The organism is Nitrincola iocasae (assembly GCF_008727795.1).
In the GTDB taxonomy this organism is placed as follows: Bacteria; Pseudomonadota; Gammaproteobacteria; order Pseudomonadales; family Balneatricaceae; genus Nitrincola; species Nitrincola iocasae.
This window is the reverse complement of record NZ_CP044222.1, coordinates 3,226,199-3,250,598: the sequence shown is the minus strand read 5'-3', so window position 1 is coordinate 3,250,598 and position 24,400 is coordinate 3,226,199. Positions and strand designations below refer to the sequence as shown.

Below are 24,400 nucleotides of genomic sequence, written 5' to 3'. Positions count from 1 at the left end.
CTGTCTCAGTCCATCAGTTGCTTCAGCGCATAAAGCGTCTCTAAGGCCTGGCGCGGCGTCAGATCATCCAGCTGTAGTTCACGCAGTTGCGTTTCTACCCTTGACGGTCGTGATGTGACAAACAGGTCGCTCTGCACCGGGGTATCGGGTGAGTGATAACCAGGATCCGGGTTGCGTTCAGGCTGACTGGCACTGCTACGACTGTCCTGCTCAAGTAACACCAGCTTGTCGCGTGCATTGTTGATTACCTCCGTCGGGATGCCTGCCAGTTGAGCCACCTGGAGGCCGTAGCTCTGGCTGGCGGGGCCCTGTTGTACCTCATGCATAAACACTATGTGGTCGTTGTGCTCAACGGCGGTCAGGTGCACATTATTGACACCTGAGGCCAGCTCCGGCAAAGCCGTCAGTTCAAAATAGTGGGTGGCAAACAGGGTAAAGGCGCGAATCTCGCGGGCCAGATACTCAGCACAGGACCAAGCCAGGGAAAGTCCGTCAAAGGTACTGGTTCCACGTCCAACTTCATCCATCAGCACCAGACTGTTGGGTGAGGCGTTGTGTAGAATATTGGCCGTTTCATGCATCTCGACCATAAAGGTGGAACGCCCCCCGGCCAGGTCATCCGATGATCCCATGCGGGTAAATATCCGATCAGTTAAGCCAATACGTGCCGCTTCGGCCGGCACGTAGCTGCCAATCTGTGCCAGCAAGGTAATCAGGGCAACCTGGCGCATATAGGTGGATTTACCCCCCATATTTGGACCGGTAATAATCTGCATAGGCTGTTCCCGGTTCAGGTACAGGTCGTTAGCGACAAAGGGAGTGTCATTGACCTGTTCCACTACCGGGTGACGCCCGGCGGTAATTTCAATGACCGGCTCCTGTGTTAACTCTGGGCGGCAATAATTCAAGGATTCAGCACGTTCGGCCAGGCAGCAGAGCAGGTCAAGCTCAGCCAATGCCGATGCCGAGAGCTGCAGGGGACCTAGCTGTTCAGCCAGTACTTCCAGCAGCGCCTCATAAAGTTGTTTTTCCCGCGCCAATGCACGGCCTTTGGCACTGAGTGCTTTGTCTTCAAACTCTTTAAGCTCCGGAGTAATAAAACGCTCGGCATTTTTGAGTGTTTGGCGACGGATGTAGTCCGCTGGCACTGTGCCAGACTGGCTGCGACTGAGTTCAATGTAATAACCATGCACGCGGTTGTAACCAACCTTCAGCGTGGCAATATCGGTGCGTTCACGTTCACGTTTTTCCAGTTGCAGCAGATAGTCGCCCGCATGCTCGCTGAGACCTCGCAGTTCATCAAGCTCAGCATCATAGCCACTGGCAATCACACCGCCATCGCGGATAACAACCGGTGGACCATCAATGATGGCGCGTTGCAGTAGTGCGGCCAGTGTTGGGAACTCGGCAATCTCGGTAGAGAGTTCCGCGATTCTGATGGCATCGACTGACTGCATGGCAGCCTGTATAGAGGGTAGTGCCTGGAGTGCATCACGCAGGCGTTCCAGATCCCTGGGGCGTGCTGAGCGCAGGGCGACACGTGACAGAATACGCTCGCAGTCACCTATGGGTTGCAGCGCTTCGGCCAGGCGCTCAAAACGATAGTCTTCCAGTAGCCAGCGAATGGCATCCTGGCGCTGTTGCAGTCGGCTAAGGTCCCTCAGGGGGCGGTGTAACCAGCGTTTCAGCAATCGACTACCCATAGCCGTCTGGGTGCGGTCCAGTACCGATGCCAGGGTGTTCTCTCGTCCGCCACTGAGATTCATGTCCAGTTCAAGGTTGCGACGTGTGGCGGCATCCAGTTGCAGCGTTTCACTTCGGTCTTCAACCTGTAACCGGCGGATATGTGGCAAACTGCTGCGTTGTGTATCACGTGCGTACTGTAAAAGGCATCCGGCAGCACAAATTGCCAGTGGCAGGTGGGTACATCCAAACCCGTCCAGATTACTGACACTAAATTGCTGACAGAGCAGGCGTTCAGCTGTGCCTTGCTCAAAGTACCAGGGGGGCTGGTGATGTATGCCTTTACGCTGTAGCAATTCCGGTGGCAGTGCAACTGACTCATCATATAGAATTTCGGCAGGTTGCAGGCGTTCAATTTCAGCGATCAAATCGGTTTCCGAGTCCAACTGCAACAGGCTGAAACGCCCGGAACTGAGGTCAAGCTGTGCCAAACCTGTCAGGTTGTTCTGGCAGAGCACGGCCACCAGCAGGTTATCACTGGTGGCCTCAAGAAAGGCTTCATCAGTCAGGGTGCCAGGCGTGACAATACGTGCAACCTGTCGGTCCACTGGACCTTTGCTGGTGGCGGGATCGCCCACCTGTTCACAGATAACCACGGATTCACCCTGGCGTACCAGTCGTGCGATATACCCCTCTGCCGCATGATAAGGCACGCCCGCCATGGGGATGGGGTTGCCACCTGACTTGCCGCGTGCCGTCAGGGATATATCCAGCAATTTCGCCGCACGTTTAGCATCATCATAAAAAAGTTCATAAAAATCGCCCATGCGGTAAAACAGCATCTGCTGCGGATGTTCAGCCTTAAGCCTGAGATACTGTTGCATCATGGGCGTGTGCTGAGATAAATCTTCCTTAGACATGATCACCTTATCTCTCATCGATCTTTTGTAAACCGCACATTACAGGCCTTGACAGCAGTCTGCATTTGTCGGTTTCGACAGGGGTGATACGATACGGGATTTCGGGCGAATGTGGAACGAAGTGTTACACTCTATGCTATATAGATGATGGGTATAAACAGGAAACATAAAAATGAGAGATCTCGCTCAGGAAGTCGGTCTGGCGTTGCTGCATCGAAACGCCAGAATGGTCACTGCAGAATCTTGTACCGGGGGATGGGTGGCCGAACTGCTAACCCAGATTCCAGGTTCATCTGCCTGGTTTGATGCTGGCTATGTCACCTACTCGAACCAGGCAAAACAGCGGATGTTGGGAGTCAGTGCTGAAACTTTGATAGTCAAAGGCGCGGTATCTGAACCCGTGGTAGTGCAAATGGCTGAAGGGGCACGACAGGATGCCGATGTTGATATCGCAGTAGCTATTAGTGGTGTTGCCGGGCCTGACGGGGGGAGTGAGCGTAAGCCGGTAGGGACAGTCTGGTTTGCCTGGTCTATTCGTGGCTATCCGACAGTGACTTGCCTGTCATTTTTTTCTGGAGACCGGCAGGCTATCCGAGCCCAGGCGGTGGAGCAGGCGCTGGCTGGTGTGTTAGCTTATCTGCCAGCGCAGACTTGCATTCCTGAAAAAATATGAAATAATACTGTTCATGTATACAGTATCATCTGTAAAGCCCTAATGCTAAACCCAGAGGTTATAATTCAATGGACGAGAACAGAAAGAAAGCGCTTGATGCGGCACTGTCTCAAATAGAACGCCAGTTCGGTAAAGGCGCGGTAATGCGTATGGGCGATCACCCAAGGGAGGCGATTCCAAGTGTTTCCACCGGCTCGCTTGGTCTTGATATAGCTTTGGGATTGGGTGGTTTGCCTTATGGTCGCGTTGTGGAAATCTATGGACCTGAGTCTTCAGGTAAAACAACCCTGACACTGCAGGTGATAGCCCAGGCGCAGAAGCAGGGTAAAACCTGTGCCTTTGTGGATGCGGAACATGCGTTGGATCCCATCTATGCAGAAAAACTGGGCGTTGACGTTGATTCCTTGCTGGTTTCTCAGCCAGATACCGGTGAGCAGGCGCTGGAAATCACCGATATGCTGGTGCGCTCAAATGCGGTGGATGTCATCGTAGTCGACTCAGTCGCGGCGTTGACACCCAAAGCGGAAATCGAAGGTGAGATGGGTGATTCTCATATGGGGCTGCAGGCGCGTTTGATGTCGCAAGCATTGCGTAAGATGACCTCTAATGTAAAAAATGCCAATACGCTGCTGATTTTTATCAACCAGATTCGCATGAAAATCGGGGTGATGTTCGGTTCACCAGAAACCACAACCGGGGGCAATGCGTTGAAGTTTTATGCCTCTGTGCGTCTGGATATTCGCCGTATCGGTGCGGTAAAACAGGGTGACGAAGTAGTGGGTAATGAAACCCGGGTTAAGGTGGTCAAGAACAAAGTCGCACCGCCTTTCAAACAAGCTGAATTTCAGATTATGTATGGCAGCGGTATTTACCATATGGGTGAGGTTATTGATCTGGGTGTGAAGGAAGGATTGGTGGATAAATCCGGCGCTTGGTATGCCTATAAAGGGGACAAAATCGGTCAGGGTAAGGCTAATGCGGCCAAGTATCTGGAGGAACACCCAGAAGTAGCAGATGAAATTGAGCTGGAAATCCGCCGTCGTCTGCTGGCAACATCTGTCAAGCCTGAAAAGGCAGAGGCCTCCGAGGAGCCACAACTGGACTTATCGTGACGTTTCGCTACACTGCATTCTAGGAAGAATGCAGTTACTGCATCAAGCCTTTTCAGCCGTGTTGTGCTGATCTTTCTTGCGCTGAAAAGCCGCTTGGTGCAATCACCCTGCAACAGGATGTTGATTTTCTATGAAGTCGCCACTAGACCGACAAGCTCTCAAAAATAAAGTTATCACGTTTCTTGCTCGGCGAGAGTACTCTCGGGCAGAGCTTGTTTTGCGTCTCAAATCTAAAGCTGAATCCCCTGATATTCTGGAAGACGTTCTCGATGAGCTGGAAGCGGCCGGTTACCAGAGTGATCGGCGTTTTGCCGAAATATTTATCCGTAATCGTTTGAGTCAATGTTGGGGGTTAGAGCGGATCCGTTATGAGCTTCGACAAAAAGGCATCTGTCCGTCGCTCACCGCAGAAGTGTTGCAGGAACAATCACCTGATTGGGATTTACTGGCACGCACTTTGGTCGAAAAACGTTTTGGTGAAACGCTGGCTGCTGATTTGAAGGAGCAGGCTAGGCGGCTCCGTTACCTTGTGAATCATGGCTTTAGCTATGATCAGGCACAGCGCGCGCTTAAAACGGATTTGCAATGAAAATGCAAGGAAAAACATCGTACATTTTATTGTTATTCTATATAATCTTCGGTCATTTTCGGACCCGTACCAGGTAGCAGAAGGTTAATTATGCAATTCATGACCAGTGCAGAGATACGTCAGGCTTTTCTTGAATATTTCAGAGAGCAGGGGCATACCATTGTTGGGTCCAGTTCGCTGATACCCGGAAATGATCCAACCCTGTTGTTTACTAATGCCGGGATGGTGCAGTTTAAAGATGTGTTCTTGGGCACCGATAAGCGTGATTACAGCCGTGCAACTACGTCCCAGCGTTGTGTACGTGCGGGTGGCAAGCACAATGATCTTGAAAATGTGGGTTATACCGCACGCCATCATACCTTCTTTGAAATGCTGGGTAACTTTAGTTTTGGTGATTATTTTAAGCGGGAAGCCATAGGTTTTGCCTGGACTTTCCTGACACAAGTGCTGCAATTACCCGCTGAGCGCCTGTGGATCACTGTACATCACAGTGATGATGAAGCTGAGAAAATCTGGAAAGACGAAATAGGCGTTGACCCTGAGCGTTTTTCTAAGCTGGATGAAGATAATTTCTGGTCGATGGGTGATACCGGCCCTTGCGGTCCCTGTACAGAAATTTTCTTTGATCATGGGCCGGAAGTTGCCGGTGGGCCTCCGGGCAGTCCAGATGAAGATGGTGATCGCTATATAGAAATCTGGAATATCGTGTTTATGCAGTACAACCGTTCTGCCGATGGCGCTATGGCTCCTTTGCCCAAGCCTTCGGTAGATACGGGCATGGGCCTTGAGCGAGTTGCTGCCGTGTTGCAGCAAGTACATAGTAATTATGAAATTGATCTGTTTCGTGATTTGCTCGCAGCGGCGGCTGAAGCAGTAGGCTGTCCTGATCAGCAGCAGAAATCCTTGCGGGTTATTGCGGATCATATCCGTTCGAGTTGCTTTCTGATTACTGATGGCGTGGTGCCCTCGAACGAAGGCCGTGGTTATGTGCTTAGGCGTATTGTGCGTCGGGCTATACGCCATGGTAATAAGTTGGGTGCAAAAGGGGCCTTTTTCTACCAGTTGGCCAGGGCGATGGCTGACATTATGGGTGATGCTTACCCGGAATTACGCTCACAGCAGGCGCAAATTGAAAAAATATTATTGAAAGAAGAGCAGCAGTTTGCACGCACATTGGATAACGGCATGGGGATTCTGGAGCAGGCAATCGCTTCTCTTGCAGGCAAGGAGTTACCGGGTGAAACCGTATTCAGATTATACGATACCTATGGTTTTCCCGTTGACCTGACCGCTGATGTGGCACGTGAGCATGATCTGACCCTGGATATGGAGGGCTTTGAAGCCGCTATGCAAGCACAGCGCCAGAGAGCGCGTGCGGCCGGGCAGTTCAGCGTGGATTATAACGAGCAGTTGCAGCTGGATGGCGAGACCTGTTTCAACGGCTACCAGGCGTTGGAGGATCGTGGTCGTGTATTGATGTTGCTGCGTGATGGTAAAGCTGTAAAGCAATTGGCAGCAGGCGAAAAAGGTGTGGTTGTGCTCGAAAATACCGCTTTTTATGCTGAGTCAGGTGGTCAAGTGGGCGACTCTGGCGTATTACGCTGGGATAAAGGGCTGTTTGCTGTTACGGATTGTACCAAAGAAGGTAAGCACCATCTGCATCATGGCGAAGTGGCTGAAGGTGTGCTGCAGCTGGATGCGGTTGTTGTTACAGAGGTTGATGCTGCCAAGCGCCAGGCAACGGCATTGAATCACTCCGCAACACATTTGTTGCATGCCGCACTTCGTGATGTGCTGGGTGAGCATGTTCAGCAGAAAGGTTCATTGGTAGATGCTGAGCGTCTGCGTTTTGATTTTTCACACTTTGAAGCGCTGACTACGGAGCAATTGGAGCAGATTGAAAAACAGGTTAATGAGCAGATACGCGCCAATGTGGTTGTTGAAACTGAACTCATGTCACTTGATGCGGCCAAAATAAAGGGTGCAATGGCACTGTTTGGCGAAAAATATGAAGCCGATGTGCGTGTGCTGAGTATGGGTGACTTCTCGTTGGAACTCTGTGGTGGCACGCATGCTCGTCGTACCGGCGACATCGGACTGTTTCAGATTGTCAGTGAGGCGGGAATTGCTGCCGGTGTGCGTCGAATAGAAGCAGTAACAGGCGCCAACGCGCTTAACTATGTGGATGAGACCGAGTCACTGGTTGCTGAAATAGCCAGCTTGCTTAAGGGATCGCGCGGGAATGTTCTGGACAAGGTCAAGCAGTTGTCTGAGCGTACGCGTCAGTTGGAAAAAGAGTTGAGCCGGGTTAATTCGCAACTGGCATCAGCACAAAGCGGCGATCTGCTCTCACAGGTTCAGCAGGTAAACGGTATTGCAGTACTGGCAACACACCTTGAAGGTACTGATCCTAAATCGCTAAGAGATTTAATGGATCAGTTAAAAAATAAACTTGGCAGTGGCGTTGTGGTATTGCTGGCGCACGAGGATGGCAAGGTCAGTGTGGTTGCGGGTGTGACCAAAGATCTGACGTCACGTATTAAAGCAGGTGACCTGGTTCGCGAGTTGGCCACTATTCTGGGTGGTAAAGGCGGTGGTCGACCAGATATGGCCCAAGGAGGCGGTACTGATGCGACGGCAATTCCAGCCGCGCTTCAGCGTGTGCCTGAACTGGTGAGCGCTATCTGATTATTTTGTAATTTACTGTTTGACCGGGCCTTAGGGTCTGATCGGAGAAATGAAAATGGCATTGTACGTACACAAGTACGGCGGTACATCGGTGGGCTCAATCGAACGAATTGAAGCGGTTGCTGATAAGGTAAAAAGTTTTCGTGATCGCGGTGATGACGTTGTTGTCGTCCTATCCGCTATGAGTGGCGAGACAAATCGTTTGATCGGGCTTGCCAAAGCGATTGCGGCTGATCCTGATCCACGCGAAATGGATGTACTGGTGTCTACCGGAGAGCAGGTAACCATCGCGTTGCTGTGTATGGCGCTAGCTAAACGTGACGTGCCTGCACGCTCTTATACAGGAAGCCAGGTCAGAATCCTCACAGACAGTGCATTCAGTAAAGCCCGCATTCAAGACATAGACACGGGTAAAATGCGCGACGATCTGGCTGCAGGACGGGTTGTTGTAGTTGCCGGTTTTCAGGGTGTGGATGGTGAAGGTAATATCACCACCCTGGGTCGAGGTGGCTCCGATACAACGGGTGTGGCGCTGGCGGCTGCACTGAAAGCGGATGAGTGTCATATCTACACGGATGTAGATGGTGTCTATACAACAGATCCTCGCGTGGTTGGAACAGCAAGACGGTTGGAAAAAATCACTTTCGAAGAAATGCTGGAAATGGCTAGTCTGGGATCTAAAGTCTTACAGATCAGAAGTGTCGAATTCGCCGGTAAATACAAAGTCCCCTTGCGCGTACTTTCAAGCATGGTTGACGGGCCGGGTACATTGATTACAACAGAGGAAGACAGTATTGTGGAAAAACCGCTAATCTCAGGTATTGCTTTCAATCGTGATGAAGCCAAGCTTACCGTTGTTGGTGTGCCCGATATCCCGGGCGTTGCATCCAGAATTCTGGGGCCGGTCAGTCGTGCCAATATAGAGGTCGATATGATCGTACAGAATGTGGCAGGAGATAAGACCACAGACTTCACTTTTACCGTACATCGTAATGACTATGAAAAAGCCAGGACGATTCTGGAGAAGGTGGTAGTTGAGTTAGGTGCTCGTGAATGCACAGGGAATAACAAAATAGCCAAAGTATCAATTGTGGGTGTCGGGATGCGCTCACACGCCGGAGTGGCGAGTAGTATGTTTGATGCATTGGCTAATGAAAATATCAACATTCAGATGATCTCAACGTCCGAGATCAAAGTATCAGTCGTCATAGCTGAGAAGTATCTGGAGCTTGCAGTGCGTGCTTTGCATTCTTCGTTCAATCTTGATGCCACTGATACAGTGTCTGAGTAATTACTAACGGCTAAGGAGTTAAGCCATGATAACTAATCTATCAGGCTGCGCTAACTAAAAGGACCAGGAGATTCAAATGCTTATTTTAACAAGACGTGTAGGTGAAACCCTGATGGTCGGTGATGATGTTACTGTCACTGTTTTGGGTGTAAAGGGTAATCAGGTTCGTATCGGCGTTAATGCACCGAAGGATGTATCTGTTCATCGTGAAGAGATATATCAACGAATTCAGCGTGAAAAAGGAGATGATTCCGAAAAAGAGTAAATTTCTCTTTTCACAGGGAATTTTTCTTAGTAGTATATGCGCCGTTGTTAGGTGAGTTGGCCGAGTGGCTGAAGGCGCGCCCCTGCTAAGGGCGTATAGGGGAAACTCTATCGAGGGTTCGAATCCCTCACTCACCGCCATTTTGATATATGCGCCCGTAGCTCAGCTGGATAGAGTACCTGGCTACGAACCAGGCGGTCAGAGGTTCGAATCCTCTCGGGCGCACCATCAAAAAACAACGGCAATGTAAAAAAGTGTGCGCCCGTAGCTCAGCTGGATAGAGTACCTGGCTACGAACCAGGCGGTCAGAGGTTCGAATCCTCTCGGGCGCACCATTTACATCTCGTCACTTCTCTTTTCAGATCCGTTTAATCCCTTCTACTTTTTTCTTGTGTAACCCCAGTTCGAAAACACAATGTCTTGTCGTTTCAGTATGTTTGTCTGATTCTTGTAAAAAAATTACATCTTGGCTTGAGTATTGCTGATAGGCATAAATTTAGTTTTAATGGGGCTATTAAAAAATAAACAGTGTGCTGCCTGTCTTGAGTCGTGCACTATACTGAAAGCTATCTGTCGAACCTTACCTTGTTTTGGGGTGTGCGGTCATAAGCTGCCGGCAGATCAACCTGTCTTTATCGTTACAGGAGAGTTAAATGGATGAGTTATTAGCGGAAGGCCTTTCGCTCATGCTGTTTGGCATGGGGTTTGTCGTGGTCTTTTTGACCTTGCTGGTCATTGCTACCAATATTATGTCCCGATTGGTAATGCGTTTTGAGCCAGCTGCTGCACCTGCGGTTCCTGCCAAAGGGAGGGCGTCCTCCTCTTCAGCGTCCGGTCAACCGGATGACCAGACACTTGTCGCCGTAATGACGGCCGCCGTGCAAAAATTTCGTGCTGATCGTAACGGTCAATGAATCATTTTTAACGACATTAAAAAAAGGTTAGCCTCATGTCAGACGTAAAGAAATCGCTTGGCATCACTGAACTGGTTTTACGTGATGGTCATCAGTCCCTGCTGGCAACTCGTATGCGCCTCGATGATATGCTCCCTATTGCCGCTAAAATGGATCAGGTGGGTTATTGGTCAGCAGAAAGCTGGGGTGGTGCAACGTTCGATTCCTGTATTCGCTACTTGGGTGAAGATCCCTGGGTACGTATTCGTGAGCTGAAAGCCGCGATGCCGAACACCCCACAGCAAATGTTGTTGCGTGGTCAGAATTTGCTGGGCTACCGCCATTACGCCGATGACGTCGTAGCGCGTTTTGTTGAGCGCGCCGCTACCAATGGTGTGGACGTATTCCGTGTGTTTGACGCAATGAATGATCCTCGCAACCTGGAGTCAGCGATTAAGGCCGTTAAAGCCTGTGGCAAGCATGCCCAAGGCACTATGTCTTACACCACCAGCCGTGTGCATACGCTGGATATGTGGGTTGACTATGCCAAAACGCTTGAGGATATGGGGGCTGATTCCATAGCCATTAAGGATATGTCAGGTATCCTGACGCCTTACGACGCATTTGATCTGGTTTCTCGCTTGAAAGCTCAGACAGATCTCGAAGTGCAGTTGCAGTCGCATGCAACCTCTGGCATGGCTGATATGACGCTGCTGAAAGCCATCGAGGCTGGAATTGACCGAGTAGATGCGTCCATTTCGTCCATGTCCATGACTTATGGTCATACAGCAACTGAAACGGTGGTAGCTGCTCTGCAGGGACAGGAGCGTGAAACAGGCTTAAATCTTGAATTGCTGGAAGAAATTGCCGCCTACTTCCGTGAGGTGCGTAAAAAATACGCGAAATTTGAAGGCTCTCTGCGTGGTACAGACTCTCGTATTCTCCTGGCTCAGGTGCCCGGCGGTATGCTGACCAATATGGAAAGCCAGCTAAGAGAGCAGGGTGCTGCCGATAAGTTTGATGAAGTATTGGCTGAAATACCTAAGGTCAGAGAAGATCTGGGTCTTATCCCGTTGGTCACTCCTACGTCACAGATCGTGGGTACTCAGGCCGTTATTAACGTACTGGTGGGTGAGCGCTACAAGAGCATCTCTAAAGAGGTTCAGGCCATCCTTAAGGGCGAGTACGGCGCTGCCCCCGCCCCTTACAATACTGAGCTGCAGGCGCGTGTTTTGGAGGGTGCTGAGGCAATTACCTGTCGTCCCGCTGATATGCTGGAGCCTGAGGTTGAAAAACTGACCGCTGAGCTAAAGCAGATTGCCAGCGAAAAAGGCATGAAGCTGGAGACCGGAGACAAAGAAATAGATGATGTGCTCACTTATGCACTCTTTCCGCAGATAGGTCTCAAGTTTCTGGAAAATCGCAATAATCCGGCTGCCTTTGAACCTGTACCAAGTGCTGAAGATCAGCAGTCAGTGTCATCTGTGTCTAAAGAGACAGCAACGTCATCAGGTGATACAGGTGTCTACACTATTACCGTCAATGGTCAGAGCTATGTTGTTCAGGTCGCTGCAGGTGGTGATATATCTTCAGTGACGCCCTCTTCCGGACTGAACGCCGCACCTGTAGCCGCTCCGGTAACCGGTGGCGAGCCCGTGCCAGCTCCGCTTGCAGGTAATATCTGGAAGGTAATGGTGTCCGCAGGACAGCAAGTGAAAGAGGGTGATGTGTTGATCATTCTGGAAGCCATGAAAATGGAAACTGAAGTACGCGCCGCTCGAGCCGGAAGTGTTGTCTCTGTTGATATCAAAGAAGGTGATTCCGTCCAGGTGGGCGATTCACTGATGACGATTGCCTGATAGGTGCTGATAAATGGATAAGTTACTCAGTCTCTGGTACGCCTCTGGTGTTTACAACGTGGCCCCGGGTCAAGTTGTAATGATGTTGGTGGGTGTATTGTTACTTTATTTAGCAATCAATAAGAAATTTGAGCCTTTGCTATTAGTGCCAATCGGCTTCGGGGGGATTCTTGCGAACATTCCTCAAGCAGGTATGGCTTATTCGGCTGTTGAAAATGCCATTTATTTTGCAACGCCCAGCGTGCTGAATGAATTGTCTATTCTGTTTGATGCCGTTTCTATTGATCCTCATGAGTTGAAGGCTTTGTATGCCAATGCTCCAGCATCGGTAAAAGCCGCAGCCACTTTGATTGCCCAGGATGCAGGTTATACCAATGGTATGATGTACAATTTCTACAGTGTTGCAGTGAAATCCGGTGCGGCGCCTCTGCTTATCTTCATGGGTGTGGGTGCGATGACAGATTTCGGCCCTCTGTTAGCCAATCCAAGAACCTTGTTTCTTGGTGCAGCTGCCCAGTTCGGTATCTTTGCGACGGTACTCGGAGCGGTGGGTTTGACGGCCTTGGGGATAATGGACTTTTCCATCAGTGATGCGGCTGCCATTGGTATCATCGGTGGTGCGGATGGCCCGACGGCTATATATGTGGCCACTATTTTGGCTCCGCATCTGCTGGGTGCAATTGCTGTATCGGCCTATGCCTACATGGCCCTGGTGCCGATGATTCAGCCGCCGATCATGCGTTTACTGACTACAGAGCGAGAACGCAAAATCGTGATGAGCCAGCTGCGTCATGTATCCAAACGTGAAAAAATATTTTTTCCGATTGTGTTACTGGTGCTGGTTGCGCTGTTGTTGCCTGATGCCGCGCCGCTGTTGGGGATGTTCTGCTTTGGTAACCTGATGCGCGAATGTGGTGTTGTCGATCGTCTGAGTGATACAGCCCAGAATGCGCTGATTAACATTGTCACCATCTTCCTGGGGTTATCGGTCGGTTCCGTATTGATTGCTGAGAAGTTTCTTGATCTGCAAACCTTAGGGATCCTATTGCTGGGTATCGTGGCGTTTGCTATAGGTACTGCGGCGGGTGTGCTTATGGCTAAGGTGTTGAATGTCATGATGGGTGGCAATGCGATCAACCCATTAATAGGTTCTGCCGGAGTCTCTGCTGTGCCTATGGCCGCACGCGTATCTAATAAACTAGGTCTTGAAGCTAATCCGCAGAACTTCCTGTTGATGCATGCAATGGGACCTAACGTAGCGGGTGTAATTGGTTCAGCTGTAGCAGCTGGGGTGATGATTAAGTTTGTCAGTTGATTGTTAATTTATATCCTATAAACAAAAAAAGGGCTGCAATTGCAGCCCTTTTTGTATGAATGATCTGAATTAATCCAGCTTGAAGTACTTAGCTCTGGCTGCCAGAAATGCTTGGTCAGTATTGTCAGTTCGTGTGCGCAGAATATTCAGTGCGCTGACATAGCTTTCGGCGGTTTTCTTGGTGAGGGCATCACCTCCATCGCGAATCTCTGACAAGATATCCATAGCGGCTTTAGCACCGGCTTCAAGAATCTCTTCTGGGAACTGGTGTACGCGTACTCCATGCTGTTCAACCAGTGTTTTCAGTGCAAGGGGATCATTTGCATAGAACTCTGACGCAACCTGGTCATATTCAGCCTGACAGGCAGATTCAACAATGGCTTGTAGATCGGCAGGTAGGGCGGCGAACTTCTCTTTATTGACGACGAGTTCAGTTGCCAGGCCGGGCTCGATAAAGCTGGGGAAGTAGTAGTCCTTGCATATCTGATGAAAGCCGAGTGCCAGATCGTTATAGGGGCCCACAAACTCGGCGGCATCCAGTGCACCGGACTGTAGTGCTGCGTAGATTTCACCACCTGCCATGTTGACCACGGTAGCGCCCATACGCTGCCATACCTGTCCACCGAGCCCTGGTGTACGGAACTTCATTCCCTGAATATCACTGAGACCGGTCAGTTCTTTGCGGAACCAGCCACCTGCCTGAGTACCTGTGTCGCCGGAGAGGAAGCCTTTTACCCCGAATTGATCATAGACTTCATCCCAGATGTCCTGTCCACCCATATAACGTATCCAGGCGGCCAGTTCGCGCGATGTCATACCATAGGGAACACCGGTGAAGAATGCCGTTGCCTGGCTTTTATTTTGCCAGTAATAAGCAGCACCATGGCTCATTTCAGCTGAACCTTCAATAACTGCATCGAATGTCCCTAATGCAGGAACCAGTTCACCGGCCGAAAAAACCTGAACAGTGAGGCGGCCTTCGGACATGGCGGTGATACGATCTGCTAGACGCTGCGCCCCAGTGCCAAGGCCTGGAAAATTACGTGGCCAGGTGGTGACCATGCGCCAGGTAATACGACGCTGAGCAATGGCTGGTGCGGCTACTGAGGTTGCCGCAACACCAGCACCTATGGCGGCGCCTTTAATAAAACTACGACGTTTCATGGGAGATCTCCATTAGAGTTATTGTTTTGCAGGGTTAATTTAGACTAGAAAAGAACCAAAATCGACTATTCCAGTCATCAAAACTCACTAACGGGCCGCTACAGTTGCCTGTTTCGACCTTTTCAGACTGGCTAGCCCTATTCCGGAAAAAATCAATAAGATGCCTAACCAGTGAAACCAATACATGTTTTCCCCCAGGATCAGGCTTGCCAGAAGTAAAGCCCAGACCGGGATTAGATGAATAAAATTACCTGCACGATTAGGCCCGAGGATTTCTACTCCACGATTCCAGAACAAAAATGCAAATACAGATGCGAATAAGCCGACATAAACGATGCTGAAGAGAGCGCTCATCGTGAATAGCAGGGGTTTTTCCATTAAGTGATGTTCATACAGGTAAAAGGGCGTGATTATCAGCCAGCCAATAATCACTGTAATGGCAAAAAAAGCCTGCCCACTTATGTCGGCGGAGCGCTTTCTCAACAGTACGGAATAGAAAGACCAGCTAATGACTGCCGCCAGAATCCACAAACTGCTCATGGCCCCCTGAAAAACAGCGGCAATATGGGTGGGTACCCCTCCGGTAATAATGACCAGAACACCACTTAGCGACAAAGCAATACCGATGAGCTGCCGGCTGCTGATCGGTTCTTTAAAAAGCAGACGGGAGAACAGCAGGATGATAACAGGTGTTGCCGACAGCAATAACACGGCATCCGTTGCTGTCGATGTTTGCAGGCCCAGGTAAACAAAGGTGTTAAAATTTGTGATCCCCAGAATTGATATGCCTGTAAGAAATAGCCAGTGTTTTCTGATCCGGTGACGAAGTTGCCAGAGAGATTTAGCTGTAAATGGCAGGATCACCAGCAGCGCAAATAACCACCGCCACCAAGCGAGCGCAATCGGAGGAATGTCTGTAGACACTGCGCGTCCTACTATAAAGTTCCCACCCCAGAATAGGGTTGTAGTGGCGAGTAATAGATAGGCAAGGTGTTCAGTTTTGATTTGCATTAGCTAATCTTGATGTTTGTTGTATCTCTATTTGAACCTGTATTGTCCTTGCTTTCAAGCGGGTAGCGCAAGTTTGCCAGAGTTAATATTTGACCCTTGGCGTTTATACCGGTATAAACGCGAAACTTTAGCTGAAATTTACAGCAGTTTAACGACTGTCAGCCAGGCTTGTATATGCTGCCGCTGGCGCTTACTCTATGTTTAAACAAAAACAATAGACACCCTGAGAGGTAGTATGAAAATGCTCTCCTTATTGATTCGGTTAATTTGCCGGATCAACCTGTTGCTGGGTCACGTGTTTTCCTGGTTTTCCTTAGGCATTGTGCTGGTCTGCTTTACGGTAGTCGTCATGCGTTATTTTTTCTCCAGTGGCTTTGTCTGGATGCAAGATTTGTATGTCTGGCTTAATGGCATGATGTTCATGGGGATCGCGGGGTTTACGTTGTTCCAGAATGGCCATGTGCGCGTGGATATCTTCTACCGCCCGGCGGGCAATCGTCGTAAAGCGCTGATCGATATGATCGGTGCCATCCTGTTCATTGTACCTTTCCTGTGTATTATCACTATTTACAGCTTGCCCTACGTAGTGCGCTCCTGGGGTTTTATGGAAGGATCGGCTAATTTCGGCGGAATGCCGGGCCTCTATGTGGTGAAATCATTTATCCTGGTGTTTGTAGTAGTAGTAGCCCTGCAAGCCTTGGCGATGATTATGCGCAGTATTTTGATCCTGAGTCACAATGAAACGCTGGTCCCGGAAAACTACCGTTACAAGGAAGGGGGCTAAGCATGGATCCGGTTCTGTTGGGTGAGATCCTCTCATTATTAATGTTTTTTTCCATCATCGGTGTGTTGATGATGGGCTTCCCGGTTGCCTTTTCGCTAGCTGGGACATCAGTCATTTTTGCTGCTGTCGGTCATGTGCTCGGTGTGTTTGACCTGTCTAATCTCTCCAGCCTGGCGCCCCGTTATATTGGCATCATGTTGAATGAGGTGTTGGTTGCTGTGCCTTTATTCATCTTTATGGGGATGATGCTGGAGCGTTCCGGAATTGCAGAGCAGTTGTTGATTACCATGGGGCGCTTGTTCGGTAAACTACGGGGTGGTTTGGGGTTATCGGTCATCGTGGTGGGTGCGTTGTTAGCGGCGTCTACGGGTATCGTCGGGGCTACCGTGGTCACTATGGGGTTGTTGTCGCTGCCAGCGATGATGCGAGCTGGCTATGATCCTAAATTAGCAACTGGCGTAATCTGTGCTTCAGGCACTTTGGGGCAGATTATTCCGCCGTCTACTGTGCTGATCTTTATGGGTGACATGTTGGCTGGGGTCAACCAGCAGGTGCAGATGTCCAAAGGGAATTTCGCGCCGACGCCCGTTTCAGTGGGTGACTTGTTTGCCGGAGCATTCATTCCCGGGCTGATGCTGGTGGGCATTTATATGCTCTATATGATCTACAAAGCGATTCGCCATCCTGAAACCTGTCCCGCGCTGGAAGTAACAGCTGCGGAGCGCAAGCGTCTGTTTCATGATGTTATTTTTACTCTGTTGCCACCTTTGGTCCTGATCATTGCCGTACTGGGCTCAATACTGGGGGGGGTGGCGACGCCTACGGAGTCGGCTTCTGTCGGTGCTGTCGGTGCCATTCTGTTGGCAGCGGTACGACGCAAACTGACCTTTACAAACCTGCGTCAGGTGATGTTTGCTACCGCCAATACCACAACGATGATCTTTATTATTCTGATCGGTGCGTCGGTATTTTCGCTGGTGTTCCGGATGATGGGTGGTGAAGAGCTGGTGAGTGATTTTCTTAACAGCCTGCCGGGCGGAAAGCTCGGGGCTATCATTTTTGTGATGCTGCTGATGTTTTTGCTGGGCTTTATTCTGGATACCTTTGAAATTATCTTTCTGGTTATCCCGATTACGGCTCCGATTTTATTGATGATGGATATCGATCCCATCTGGTTAGGGGTTATGGTGGCTGTTAATCTTCAGACCAGCTTCCTGACGCCGCCGTTTGGATTTTCACTCTTCTATTTACGCGGGGTGGCGCCGGATGCCATTACCACGCGGCATATATATCAAGGGGCTATGCCTTTTGTGGTGCTTCAGGTCGTGGCGATTGCGCTGCTGATTATTTTCCCAGGCCTAATTACCTGGTTGCCGGATATGATATACGGGCGTTGATATGAAGTGTGAGGGCAGGATGCCCTCACAGATTCTAAAAGCCTGCCAGAACCTCAAGGTGTGCCTGTACACTGAAAGCAAGTGCTACTGGGCTATAGCCACCTTCCAGCACTGAGACGATGCGTTTGTGGCTATGCTTTTCCGCCATCTGCATTATCTGTTGTGTCACCCAGCGATAATCTTCTTCATCCAGGTTTAAATCGGCCATAGGGTCTTCCTTGTGCGCATCAAACCCGGCAGAGATGAAAATGATATCTGGTTTGTGTGCTTCCAACGCCGGGAGCCAGCGCTCTTCAATCGCTTTGCGGAACACGCTGTTATCTGAATGAGCCGCAATCGGGCAATTGACTATATTGGGACGGTCGATTTCGCAATAGCGTTCCGGGTAATAGGGGTATTGGAAGGTTGAGCATACCAATACCTCTGGGCGATCTTTGAAAATATCCACAGTGCCATTACAATGGTGCACATCAAAATCGAGCACGGCAACGCGTTCGATGCCTTCCTGCAATAATGCATGGCAGGCGCCTATAGCCACGTTATTGTAAAAACAAAAGCCCATAGGGAGATTGTATTCTGCATGGTGGCCTGGTGGCCGAACCGCACAAAAGGCATTCTGTGCCTTCCCTGACAGAACCCGGTTGGTTGCCAGTATGACGCCACCCGCCGCCAAATGAGCTGCATCAAGGGAGTGAGGGCAGAGAGCGGTGTCCTCATCGGTATAGACAACCCCTTCACGTGGGACCTTCATTTCCAGTTTTTTCTGGTGCAGCTTGGCGTGTGCCAGCTGAATTTGCTCGGCTGATGCAGGCACCGCTGTAAGCTGGTCCATATGGTCCATAAGACCGGTTCGTTCCAGCACCTTGCGGATTGCCTGCAAACGCACCGGACTTTCCGGATGATCCGGCCCCATATTATGGAGCAGGCAGTCTTCGTGCGTAATGTATGCAGTTGTCATAAATTATTTTTCTCCTCATCTCTAAGTCTATTTTAGAGGAAAACCGCACGATTGAGCGTTAGGCGAAAGTTGTATTTGTATAAATTAATCAGAGACAACTAATTTGTTGATGCAGATCAGGTAATGCAGTCCGCTGTGACGATAGACTCTCAGTCACAGCATAGAACTGTACCTTTAGCACCTGATGTTTCACCCAGCGTCAGGTGCTTTTCTTTTTTTCAGGGGTGCGAAGCCCTGGTCAAGGGTCTGAGGTTCAGTATTTTGAGGCTTGCGGCGCTTGCCTATGGCTTTTTGATCCCGCAGACGTTTTTTAACCTTGGGTTTATCATCGTCCTGCTTTTTAGCTTCCGGACGTTTTTTCTTGCCTATGGCCTTGCCTGACGCCTTGGTTTTAAGCGGTCCTTTAAAGCTGCCTTCGAAACCTGATAGCGTGCGGCGTTCAAGGCTGATTCGAAGATAACGTTCAATGCTACACATCAAGTTCCATTCTGAAGGTGAGATCAATGAGATGGCGGTACCACTTTCACCTGCACGCCCTGTACGGCCGATGCGATGCACATAGTCGTCCCCACTACGAGCCATGGCGAAGTTAATCACCAGATCGATACCTTCTACATCCAGTCCGCGCGCGGCCACATCTGTGGCGACCAGTATCTGTATGCGGTTTTCGCGAAACAGCTTAAGTACCTGGCGTCGCTTGGGTTGGTCCATATCGCCATGCAACACGGCGGCGCGATGCTTCTGATAGCTTAGTACATTGCCCAATTGATCAGCCGCAACACGGGTATTGGTGAATATCAAGGCGCGGCTGTAGGGTTCATGGCTGAGCAAGCGGTTGAGTAGGCGCTCTTTGTGTTTAACATCGTCGGCCAGGATCACTTGCTGGGTAATGGCTTCAACCTGTGTGCGGGCATCGCTGAGTAACAGTGATTCAGGGTTGTTCATCACTTGTTCGGTCAGGCTGCGGATGTCACCAGTATTCAGTGTGGCTGAGAACAGCAGCGTCTGACGCTCTGGGCGGCATTGTGCGGCTATTTTCAGTACATCCTCACTGAAGCCCATGTCCAGCATACGGTCAGCTTCATCGAGTACCAGGACTTCCAGATCGCTGAGGTCGATAGTCTGGCGTTCCAAATGTTCAATCAAGCGGCCAGGTGTGGCGACCAGAATTTCCGGGTTTTTGCGTAGTTTTGCTGCCTGCTCTTTAAACCCTTCACCACCATATATACTCAATGATTTAATCTGGGTGAAGGCAGCCAGTTGCTCACAGGATTTTGAAACCTGTTCGGCCAACTCTCGCGTAGGTGCCAGAATCAGTGCACGTGTCGCTGTTTTGGGCGAGGGTGTATCAATAAAGCGTTGCAGCATAGGCAAAAGAAAGGCATAGGTTTTGCCGCTGCCCGTCACCGCACTGATCATTAAATCCCTGCCACTGAGAGCGGGGGCAATGGTGGCTTGCTGGACGGCAGTCGGTGCGGTAATGCCTTGAGCATCCAGGGCTTTCTGGAGGCGCTCATTGAGTTGGATATCAGTAAACACTTAGGGTCTTTCTCCTGCTTGTAATTGCGCTAATGCTAGCAGAAATAGGCTGCTTTGTCGGATAAAAGCGTGAGTTGTCATGAAAATGTTGAGGTGTCTGTGCCGGGTTGAATAATATAATTCACTTGTTGGTATCGGGGTTTTCAGTTATTTTAGCGCATTATTCTCATACTAATCTTATATTTATGCGTAATATATTACTTCTGACTTTACTATTGCTGCTGACAGGTTGTTTTTCTACAGGGCGGCAAGTCAGCCAGCCATTGACGTCAGCTCCCGAAATAGTGGGGATGCAGGGAGATATCCGCCTGGTGCTCGAGCAGCAGTATCAAGCCTGGGCTGGCACCCCTTATCGACTGGGTGGAGATGATAGGCAGGGTATCGATTGTTCTGCGCTGGTGCAGAGCATCTTTACCGATGCCTTTGACGTGCAGTTACCTCGCACTACCAGTGAGCAAGTTGCTGTGGGTGACGTTGTCACACGCCAGGCTCTACAGCCTCTGGATTTAGTATTTTTTCGAACCGGACGTAACCAGCATGTTGGGATTTATCTGGGTGCAGGTGAGTTTTTACATGCTTCTACCAGTCGCGGTGTAATGATCTCCAAACTTGATAACCCTTACTGGAAACGTAACTTTTGGACAGCGCGTCGTCCGGTTGAGGCTCTTCAGATCGCCAGCTCATAAAAAAGCCCACCTGGGTGGGCTAAGTTAAACGTTGAAGTCTAGCGTTTAGCGACCCATGCGACGGATCGCCTGAGGGGTGAAGTCGCTGTAGTCAAAGCGCTGGCTGAAATCATAGCCTATACCCTCTTCATTAGTCAGACCGCCTACTAGATAACGCCCAGATTGCAGGTCGTAGAAGGTTTCCGCTACTGACCAGGGAACCTGTACATCACGGTACTGGAATTGGTGCATTTCACCGACACGCCAGAGTTCCCCGCGTCCGTCATAATGGTCCACAGTAGCGATCTGCCAGGTGTCTTCATCAATGTAGAAGGTGCGTTTGCCATACACATGACGTTGACCTTCTTTCAGTGTGGCTTCGAGCTTCCAGACCCGATGCAGCTCATAGCGGGTATGATCCGGGTTCAGGTGTCCTGCACTGAGCAGATCATCGTATGACAGGTTGCGGTCTGCGAGCTTCCAGCTGTTATAAGGAATATACAGCTCCTGCTTGCCGACCAGATTCCAGTCGTAACGGTCCGGTGCGCCATTGAACATATCCAGGTTGTCCGTGGTGCGTTGGCCATCGGTTGCTGTGCCGGGTGCATCATAAGCGATGTTGGGTGCCAGGCGTACCCGACGTTGCCCTGAATTGTAGGTCCAGGCCTGACGCGGTTGGGTAATCTGGTTCATGGTTTCATGTACCAGAAGAATGTTGCCGGTCAGTCGAGCAGGTGCCGTGACCTCCTGGACAAAAAAGAACAGAATATTGTCATGGCGCTCGCCTTCGCCCTGGTCTTTCAGATAGCTGGGCCAAGAGAGTTTTTCGTTGATGCGTACCGGAGTGAAACTGCCATTGGTTTGTACCGGAACCTGTACAAAGGTACGTTCCAGCGCGCCACCCCGGTAGCGGGTCATGTGGTTCCAGATGACCTGTAGACCATTCTCGGGAATCGGAAAGGCCAGCGCCTCAGTGAAACCTTCTAAACCGTTACCATCGGCAGTCAGTCTGGCATTGTCCAGATTGCGTTTAGCTGCTGCATAGATGCTATCCGGTAATGCCGCTGTGCGGTGGGTTGGATAGACGGGTATCTTGAAGCTATCAGGATAGCGTTGAAACAGAGCTATCTGGCCTTCAGAAAGCTGGTCCTGGTAGTCTGTATAGTTGTCAGCAGTAATCACAAACAGGGGTTGCTCATCAGCAAACGGGTTTGCATAGCGGTCATCACTAGGGGCTATGCCACCGTCCCAGGCCGGAATAGTACCTGCCGCATTGCCAGCTCGTTCAGCTCCCATGGGAGTCAGGTCCTGCTCCAGTCGTTCAGGACTGGCATAAATGGCACTGCTCAGGGACAGAAGCAGCGCACTGCAAAGCAGTTTCTTTGGAAGGTTTAGCTGTATCATTATTCTTCTCCTGCAGCTATTTAAAAGGCGATAGAGGCATTAAGTGATAGATAGTCCCGGTCTTTTTCAGCATTAAAGGAGCCGCCAAAGAAGCTGGTATAAGATGCCCCGACGCGGTAGCGGTTCATATAGTCGGCGGTAATGCCCAGACTGATCGCTTTTTCATCTTCGCGGAACGCAGCACCAGGCTCAGGACCATTGCCTTTGACACCATGGCGGAAGTTTAGCTCGGGTCTCAGGGTCACACCGGCAAACGCGTTAGGGTATTCTAATGTGCCACGCAGAACGTAGCCGTAGGAGTTGCGAGTCACGAAACCATCAGTGTCACCCGCTTCGTAGCCATAAATACCTGAACGACCATATTTTAATGCATTGGCACTCTCATCCAGACCGTGTACATGTGTCCAGCCAAGTTCAGCAATTGTAGTTAAACGGCTGGCTCCCATTACATTATCAAAAAACTTGATGAAGGTGGTTTGAGCCTGAGTAACGTCGAACGTGCCATAGCCACGGATCGTGCCGCCAGCCCCGGCTTGTTGAACTAGTTGATCGGCCCCTGCATTACCCACGCCCCCGATATTTTGGCGTAGGATGGCTCCGACTAATAGAGGTCCGTTTACTTGGATTGGCATGTCTTGCTTGTGACTGATTTCACCTGACCAGGCTATGTCGCCCAAGTTGGTGCTAAAGCTCAGACCTACCATTTTTATGGAGTCTGGGTATTCGACAAAATATTCAGAATCAAAAGCCGCAATCAAAGGAAATAGCGCCATGGTTTCAGGGGGAAGCAGGCCGCCGGTTACAAGCGCTGATGCTGTGGCAGCATCGATGGAACCGACGCCAGGAATAAATACATTAACAGACCCAGGGGCACGTGCAGAGTTAATGCCACTGATCATCGGCAGGCGACTGTTGTAACGCGCAAAATATAGCCCGAATTCAGTATTATTCAGATTTTCAGCAAAGTATCGAAAGCCCAGTCCGAACTGGTCATCATCACTGCCTTCACGGCGACCATCAACGTTACGTCTTACAACAGGATCAATACCGTTCAGGGCCCATTGGCCACTGGATGCTAAATTGAAATATTCCTGATCTCCGACTGTCAGGTCAATTAGCGGTTGGCCAAGCTGAGAGTATACGCGAATTCCATCACAGCCCTCAGGGGTGAAGTCATTGCTGGAAAAATAGGTGCCACAGCCATCGACAACAGTGGGTTCCCATTCGTACTGGTAGAAGCCTTCAACACTGAGGTTGTCGGTTAAACCGAGTGAAGCAAAAGCACTGCCAAAGGGGAGTAAGCCCTCTTTGATCTCGGCACCCGGTCGACGGAAAGCCGTTACGTCGACCGGGTTAAATGAATTGATACCACCCTGGATAAAAGTGCTTTCGCCCCAGTTGATCGCCTGGCGACCAACACGTATATCGAGTGGCATGTTGCCCAGATCAAAACCACCGAAGAAATAAGCATCAAGTATTTCTACACCTGAAAACTGGGCAAAATCATTAAAGCCCTCGTCATTAAGTCGTGAGTTTGGGGTGTAACCATTGGGGATGTGCCCATGGCCACGCGATCCTTTCTCCAATTCGTAGTCATACCAATATTTACCCCGTCCGAAGAAGCCTAGGTTTTCATAGCGTAACTCCAGATCATGCACACCTTTGAGTACTGTCGAGAAGGGGCTGCCCTGTTTAAAGTTTTGCGTACCATCATCATAGCTTCCGGAACCCATGCTGGTGCCAGCGTTTGGCTGTGAGATCAGGCTTGGGTTGGGATCATCCATGCGAATACTAGTGCCGATGGAAATATTGGAATCGAAGCGGCCTTCAATTTCACCTAACTGAAATTCAAGCGCTTGTGTTTGTGCGGTAAAGCCGGAGGCTAGCAAGCAAGCGAGCAGAGCGGGACGGAAGCCAGGGCGTTGCAGCGCCCGCTGACCTTTACGGCGCAGTATTTTAGTTGCCATTTCGTTCATTCCACCTTGTTATTATTGTCTTACTGAGGTTTATTGTTAGGCTATGCTGCTGCAAAGAGGATTCAATCCAACTTATGCCAGAGCAATGGCCGAATTTGCAATAGATACCAGTCTTATGCATAGCTGTATTGTGAACAATGACATTAGAGCTCAATCAGGCTGACATTTTTGTGCGCTGGATCACATAATTGATATTTTTTGATGACCAGGAGGG

At 50.1% G+C, this 24,400-nt stretch carries 19 protein-coding genes and 3 tRNA genes; 15 read left to right on the top strand and 7 right to left on the bottom strand.

The genetic code is table 11. From position 1 onward, the window contains the following. Positions 1-5 precede the first annotated feature (5 nt). Positions 6-2,603 (bottom strand): DNA mismatch repair protein MutS, encoded by a 2,598-nt coding sequence (mutS, locus tag F5I99_RS14965; protein WP_151057361.1) that lies wholly within the window; start codon positions 2,601-2,603, stop codon positions 6-8. A gap of 172 nt (positions 2,604-2,775) precedes the next feature. Here mutS and F5I99_RS14960 point away from each other — a divergent pair, with 172 nt between their 5' ends. The 12 genes from F5I99_RS14960 (at position 2,776) to F5I99_RS14905 (ending at position 13,288) form a co-directional block, all read left to right on the top strand. Next, positions 2,776-3,276 carry a CinA family protein gene (locus F5I99_RS14960; protein ID WP_151057359.1) on the top strand — a complete coding sequence of 167 codons (501 nt, stop codon included), beginning with the start codon at positions 2,776-2,778 and terminating at the stop codon, positions 3,274-3,276. Positions 3,277-3,344: 68 nt separating this feature from the next. Beyond that, the gene (recA, locus tag F5I99_RS14955) at positions 3,345-4,388 is read left to right on the top strand and encodes a recombinase RecA (RefSeq protein WP_151057357.1); all 1,044 of its coding nucleotides are present in this window, start codon (positions 3,345-3,347) and stop codon (positions 4,386-4,388) included. 130 nt (positions 4,389-4,518) lie between these two features. Further along, on the top strand, positions 4,519-4,977 hold the full coding sequence (locus tag F5I99_RS14950; protein WP_151057355.1) for a regulatory protein RecX: 459 nt from the start codon (positions 4,519-4,521) through the stop codon (positions 4,975-4,977). A 99-nt stretch (positions 4,978-5,076) separates the two neighbouring features. After that, entirely contained in the window at positions 5,077-7,665 is a 2,589-nt protein-coding gene (gene alaS / locus F5I99_RS14945; RefSeq protein ID WP_151059244.1) for an alanine--tRNA ligase, read from the top strand. Positions 7,666-7,720: 55 nt separating this feature from the next. Beyond that, positions 7,721-8,956 carry an aspartate kinase gene (locus F5I99_RS14940; RefSeq protein ID WP_151057353.1) on the top strand — a complete coding sequence of 412 codons (1,236 nt, stop codon included), beginning with the start codon at positions 7,721-7,723 and terminating at the stop codon, positions 8,954-8,956. 76 nt (positions 8,957-9,032) lie between these two features. Continuing rightward, positions 9,033-9,221, top strand: a complete 189-nt coding sequence (gene csrA / locus F5I99_RS14935) for a carbon storage regulator CsrA (RefSeq protein WP_151057351.1) — start codon at positions 9,033-9,035, stop codon at positions 9,219-9,221. A gap of 50 nt (positions 9,222-9,271) precedes the next feature. Beyond that, a tRNA-Ser gene (locus F5I99_RS14930) sits at positions 9,272-9,361 on the top strand. 11 nt (positions 9,362-9,372) lie between these two features. After that, positions 9,373-9,449 (top strand) — tRNA-Arg (locus tag F5I99_RS14925). Between the two features lie 30 nt (positions 9,450-9,479). Beyond that, positions 9,480-9,556: transfer RNA gene (locus tag F5I99_RS14920), tRNA-Arg, on the top strand. A gap of 318 nt (positions 9,557-9,874) precedes the next feature. Continuing rightward, positions 9,875-10,135, top strand: a complete 261-nt coding sequence (locus F5I99_RS14915; RefSeq protein ID WP_151057349.1) for an OadG family protein — start codon at positions 9,875-9,877, stop codon at positions 10,133-10,135. Between the two features lie 35 nt (positions 10,136-10,170). After that, positions 10,171-11,973 carry a sodium-extruding oxaloacetate decarboxylase subunit alpha gene (oadA, locus tag F5I99_RS14910; protein WP_151057346.1) on the top strand — a complete coding sequence of 601 codons (1,803 nt, stop codon included), beginning with the start codon at positions 10,171-10,173 and terminating at the stop codon, positions 11,971-11,973. 13 nt (positions 11,974-11,986) lie between these two features. Beyond that, complete coding sequence (locus F5I99_RS14905) at positions 11,987-13,288, top strand: sodium ion-translocating decarboxylase subunit beta (RefSeq protein WP_151057344.1); 1,302 nt, start codon at positions 11,987-11,989, stop codon at positions 13,286-13,288. Between the two features lie 69 nt (positions 13,289-13,357). Here the strand turns inward: F5I99_RS14905 and F5I99_RS14900 are convergent, their stop codons facing one another. Beyond that, a complete protein-coding gene (locus F5I99_RS14900; protein ID WP_151057342.1) occupies positions 13,358-14,452 on the bottom strand; it encodes a TRAP transporter substrate-binding protein in 1,095 nt (364 codons plus the stop codon). Between the two features lie 87 nt (positions 14,453-14,539). Beyond that, complete coding sequence (locus F5I99_RS14895; protein WP_151057340.1) at positions 14,540-15,463, bottom strand: DMT family transporter; 924 nt, start codon at positions 15,461-15,463, stop codon at positions 14,540-14,542. Positions 15,464-15,698: 235 nt separating this feature from the next. On the opposite strand from F5I99_RS14895, the gene F5I99_RS14890 reads away from it, so the two are divergent. Next, positions 15,699-16,247, top strand: coding sequence for a TRAP transporter small permease subunit (locus F5I99_RS14890; protein ID WP_151057338.1), 549 nt, complete (start codon positions 15,699-15,701; stop codon positions 16,245-16,247). A 2-nt stretch (positions 16,248-16,249) separates the two neighbouring features. Beyond that, the gene (locus F5I99_RS14885; protein WP_151057336.1) at positions 16,250-17,644 is read left to right on the top strand and encodes a TRAP transporter large permease; all 1,395 of its coding nucleotides are present in this window, start codon (positions 16,250-16,252) and stop codon (positions 17,642-17,644) included. 34 nt (positions 17,645-17,678) lie between these two features. Here the strand turns inward: F5I99_RS14885 and F5I99_RS14880 are convergent, their stop codons facing one another. Both F5I99_RS14880 and F5I99_RS14875 read right to left on the bottom strand, forming a co-directional pair. After that, complete coding sequence (locus F5I99_RS14880; RefSeq protein WP_151057334.1) at positions 17,679-18,602, bottom strand: histone deacetylase family protein; 924 nt, start codon at positions 18,600-18,602, stop codon at positions 17,679-17,681. Positions 18,603-18,791: 189 nt separating this feature from the next. Next, complete coding sequence (locus F5I99_RS14875) at positions 18,792-20,141, bottom strand: DEAD/DEAH box helicase (protein ID WP_151057332.1); 1,350 nt, start codon at positions 20,139-20,141, stop codon at positions 18,792-18,794. Positions 20,142-20,326: 185 nt separating this feature from the next. Here F5I99_RS14875 and F5I99_RS14870 point away from each other — a divergent pair, with 185 nt between their 5' ends. Continuing rightward, complete coding sequence (locus tag F5I99_RS14870; RefSeq protein WP_151057330.1) at positions 20,327-20,827, top strand: NlpC/P60 family protein; 501 nt, start codon at positions 20,327-20,329, stop codon at positions 20,825-20,827. 45 nt (positions 20,828-20,872) lie between these two features. On the opposite strand, the gene F5I99_RS14865 is transcribed toward F5I99_RS14870, so the two are convergent. Further along, positions 20,873-22,210, bottom strand: a complete 1,338-nt coding sequence (locus F5I99_RS14865; RefSeq protein WP_151057328.1) for a DUF1329 domain-containing protein — start codon at positions 22,208-22,210, stop codon at positions 20,873-20,875. 20 nt (positions 22,211-22,230) lie between these two features. Next, entirely contained in the window at positions 22,231-24,177 is a 1,947-nt protein-coding gene (locus tag F5I99_RS14860; protein ID WP_325062994.1) for a DUF1302 domain-containing protein, read from the bottom strand. Between the last annotated feature and the right edge of the window lie 223 nt (positions 24,178-24,400).

What these genes read in the sequence shown, in the direction of transcription:
- F5I99_RS14870 (WP_151057330.1), top strand. Translation starts at nt 20,327, where the DNA reads ATGCGTAATATATTACTTCTGACTTTACTATTGCTGCTGACAGGTTGT.
- F5I99_RS14905 (WP_151057344.1), top strand. Translation starts at nt 11,987, where the DNA reads ATGGATAAGTTACTCAGTCTCTGGTACGCCTCTGGTGTTTACAACGTG.
- F5I99_RS14940 (WP_151057353.1), top strand. Translation starts at nt 7,721, where the DNA reads ATGGCATTGTACGTACACAAGTACGGCGGTACATCGGTGGGCTCAATC.
- F5I99_RS14900 (WP_151057342.1), bottom strand. Translation starts at nt 14,452, where the DNA reads ATGAAACGTCGTAGTTTTATTAAAGGCGCCGCCATAGGTGCTGGTGTT.
- oadA (WP_151057346.1), top strand. Translation starts at nt 10,171, where the DNA reads ATGTCAGACGTAAAGAAATCGCTTGGCATCACTGAACTGGTTTTACGT.
- alaS (WP_151059244.1), top strand. Translation starts at nt 5,077, where the DNA reads ATGACCAGTGCAGAGATACGTCAGGCTTTTCTTGAATATTTCAGAGAG.
- F5I99_RS14880 (WP_151057334.1), bottom strand. Translation starts at nt 18,602, where the DNA reads ATGACAACTGCATACATTACGCACGAAGACTGCCTGCTCCATAATATG.
- recA (WP_151057357.1), top strand. Translation starts at nt 3,345, where the DNA reads ATGGACGAGAACAGAAAGAAAGCGCTTGATGCGGCACTGTCTCAAATA.
- csrA (WP_151057351.1), top strand. Translation starts at nt 9,033, where the DNA reads ATGCTTATTTTAACAAGACGTGTAGGTGAAACCCTGATGGTCGGTGAT.
- F5I99_RS14885 (WP_151057336.1), top strand. Translation starts at nt 16,250, where the DNA reads ATGGATCCGGTTCTGTTGGGTGAGATCCTCTCATTATTAATGTTTTTT.
- F5I99_RS14865 (WP_151057328.1), bottom strand. Translation starts at nt 22,210, where the DNA reads ATGATACAGCTAAACCTTCCAAAGAAACTGCTTTGCAGTGCGCTGCTT.
- F5I99_RS14950 (WP_151057355.1), top strand. Translation starts at nt 4,519, where the DNA reads ATGAAGTCGCCACTAGACCGACAAGCTCTCAAAAATAAAGTTATCACG.
- F5I99_RS14860 (WP_325062994.1), bottom strand. Translation starts at nt 24,177, where the DNA reads ATGGCAACTAAAATACTGCGCCGTAAAGGTCAGCGGGCGCTGCAACGC.
- F5I99_RS14960 (WP_151057359.1), top strand. Translation starts at nt 2,776, where the DNA reads ATGAGAGATCTCGCTCAGGAAGTCGGTCTGGCGTTGCTGCATCGAAAC.
- mutS (WP_151057361.1), bottom strand. Translation starts at nt 2,603, where the DNA reads ATGTCTAAGGAAGATTTATCTCAGCACACGCCCATGATGCAACAGTAT.
- F5I99_RS14915 (WP_151057349.1), top strand. Translation starts at nt 9,875, where the DNA reads ATGGATGAGTTATTAGCGGAAGGCCTTTCGCTCATGCTGTTTGGCATG.
- F5I99_RS14895 (WP_151057340.1), bottom strand. Translation starts at nt 15,463, where the DNA reads ATGCAAATCAAAACTGAACACCTTGCCTATCTATTACTCGCCACTACA.
- F5I99_RS14890 (WP_151057338.1), top strand. Translation starts at nt 15,699, where the DNA reads ATGAAAATGCTCTCCTTATTGATTCGGTTAATTTGCCGGATCAACCTG.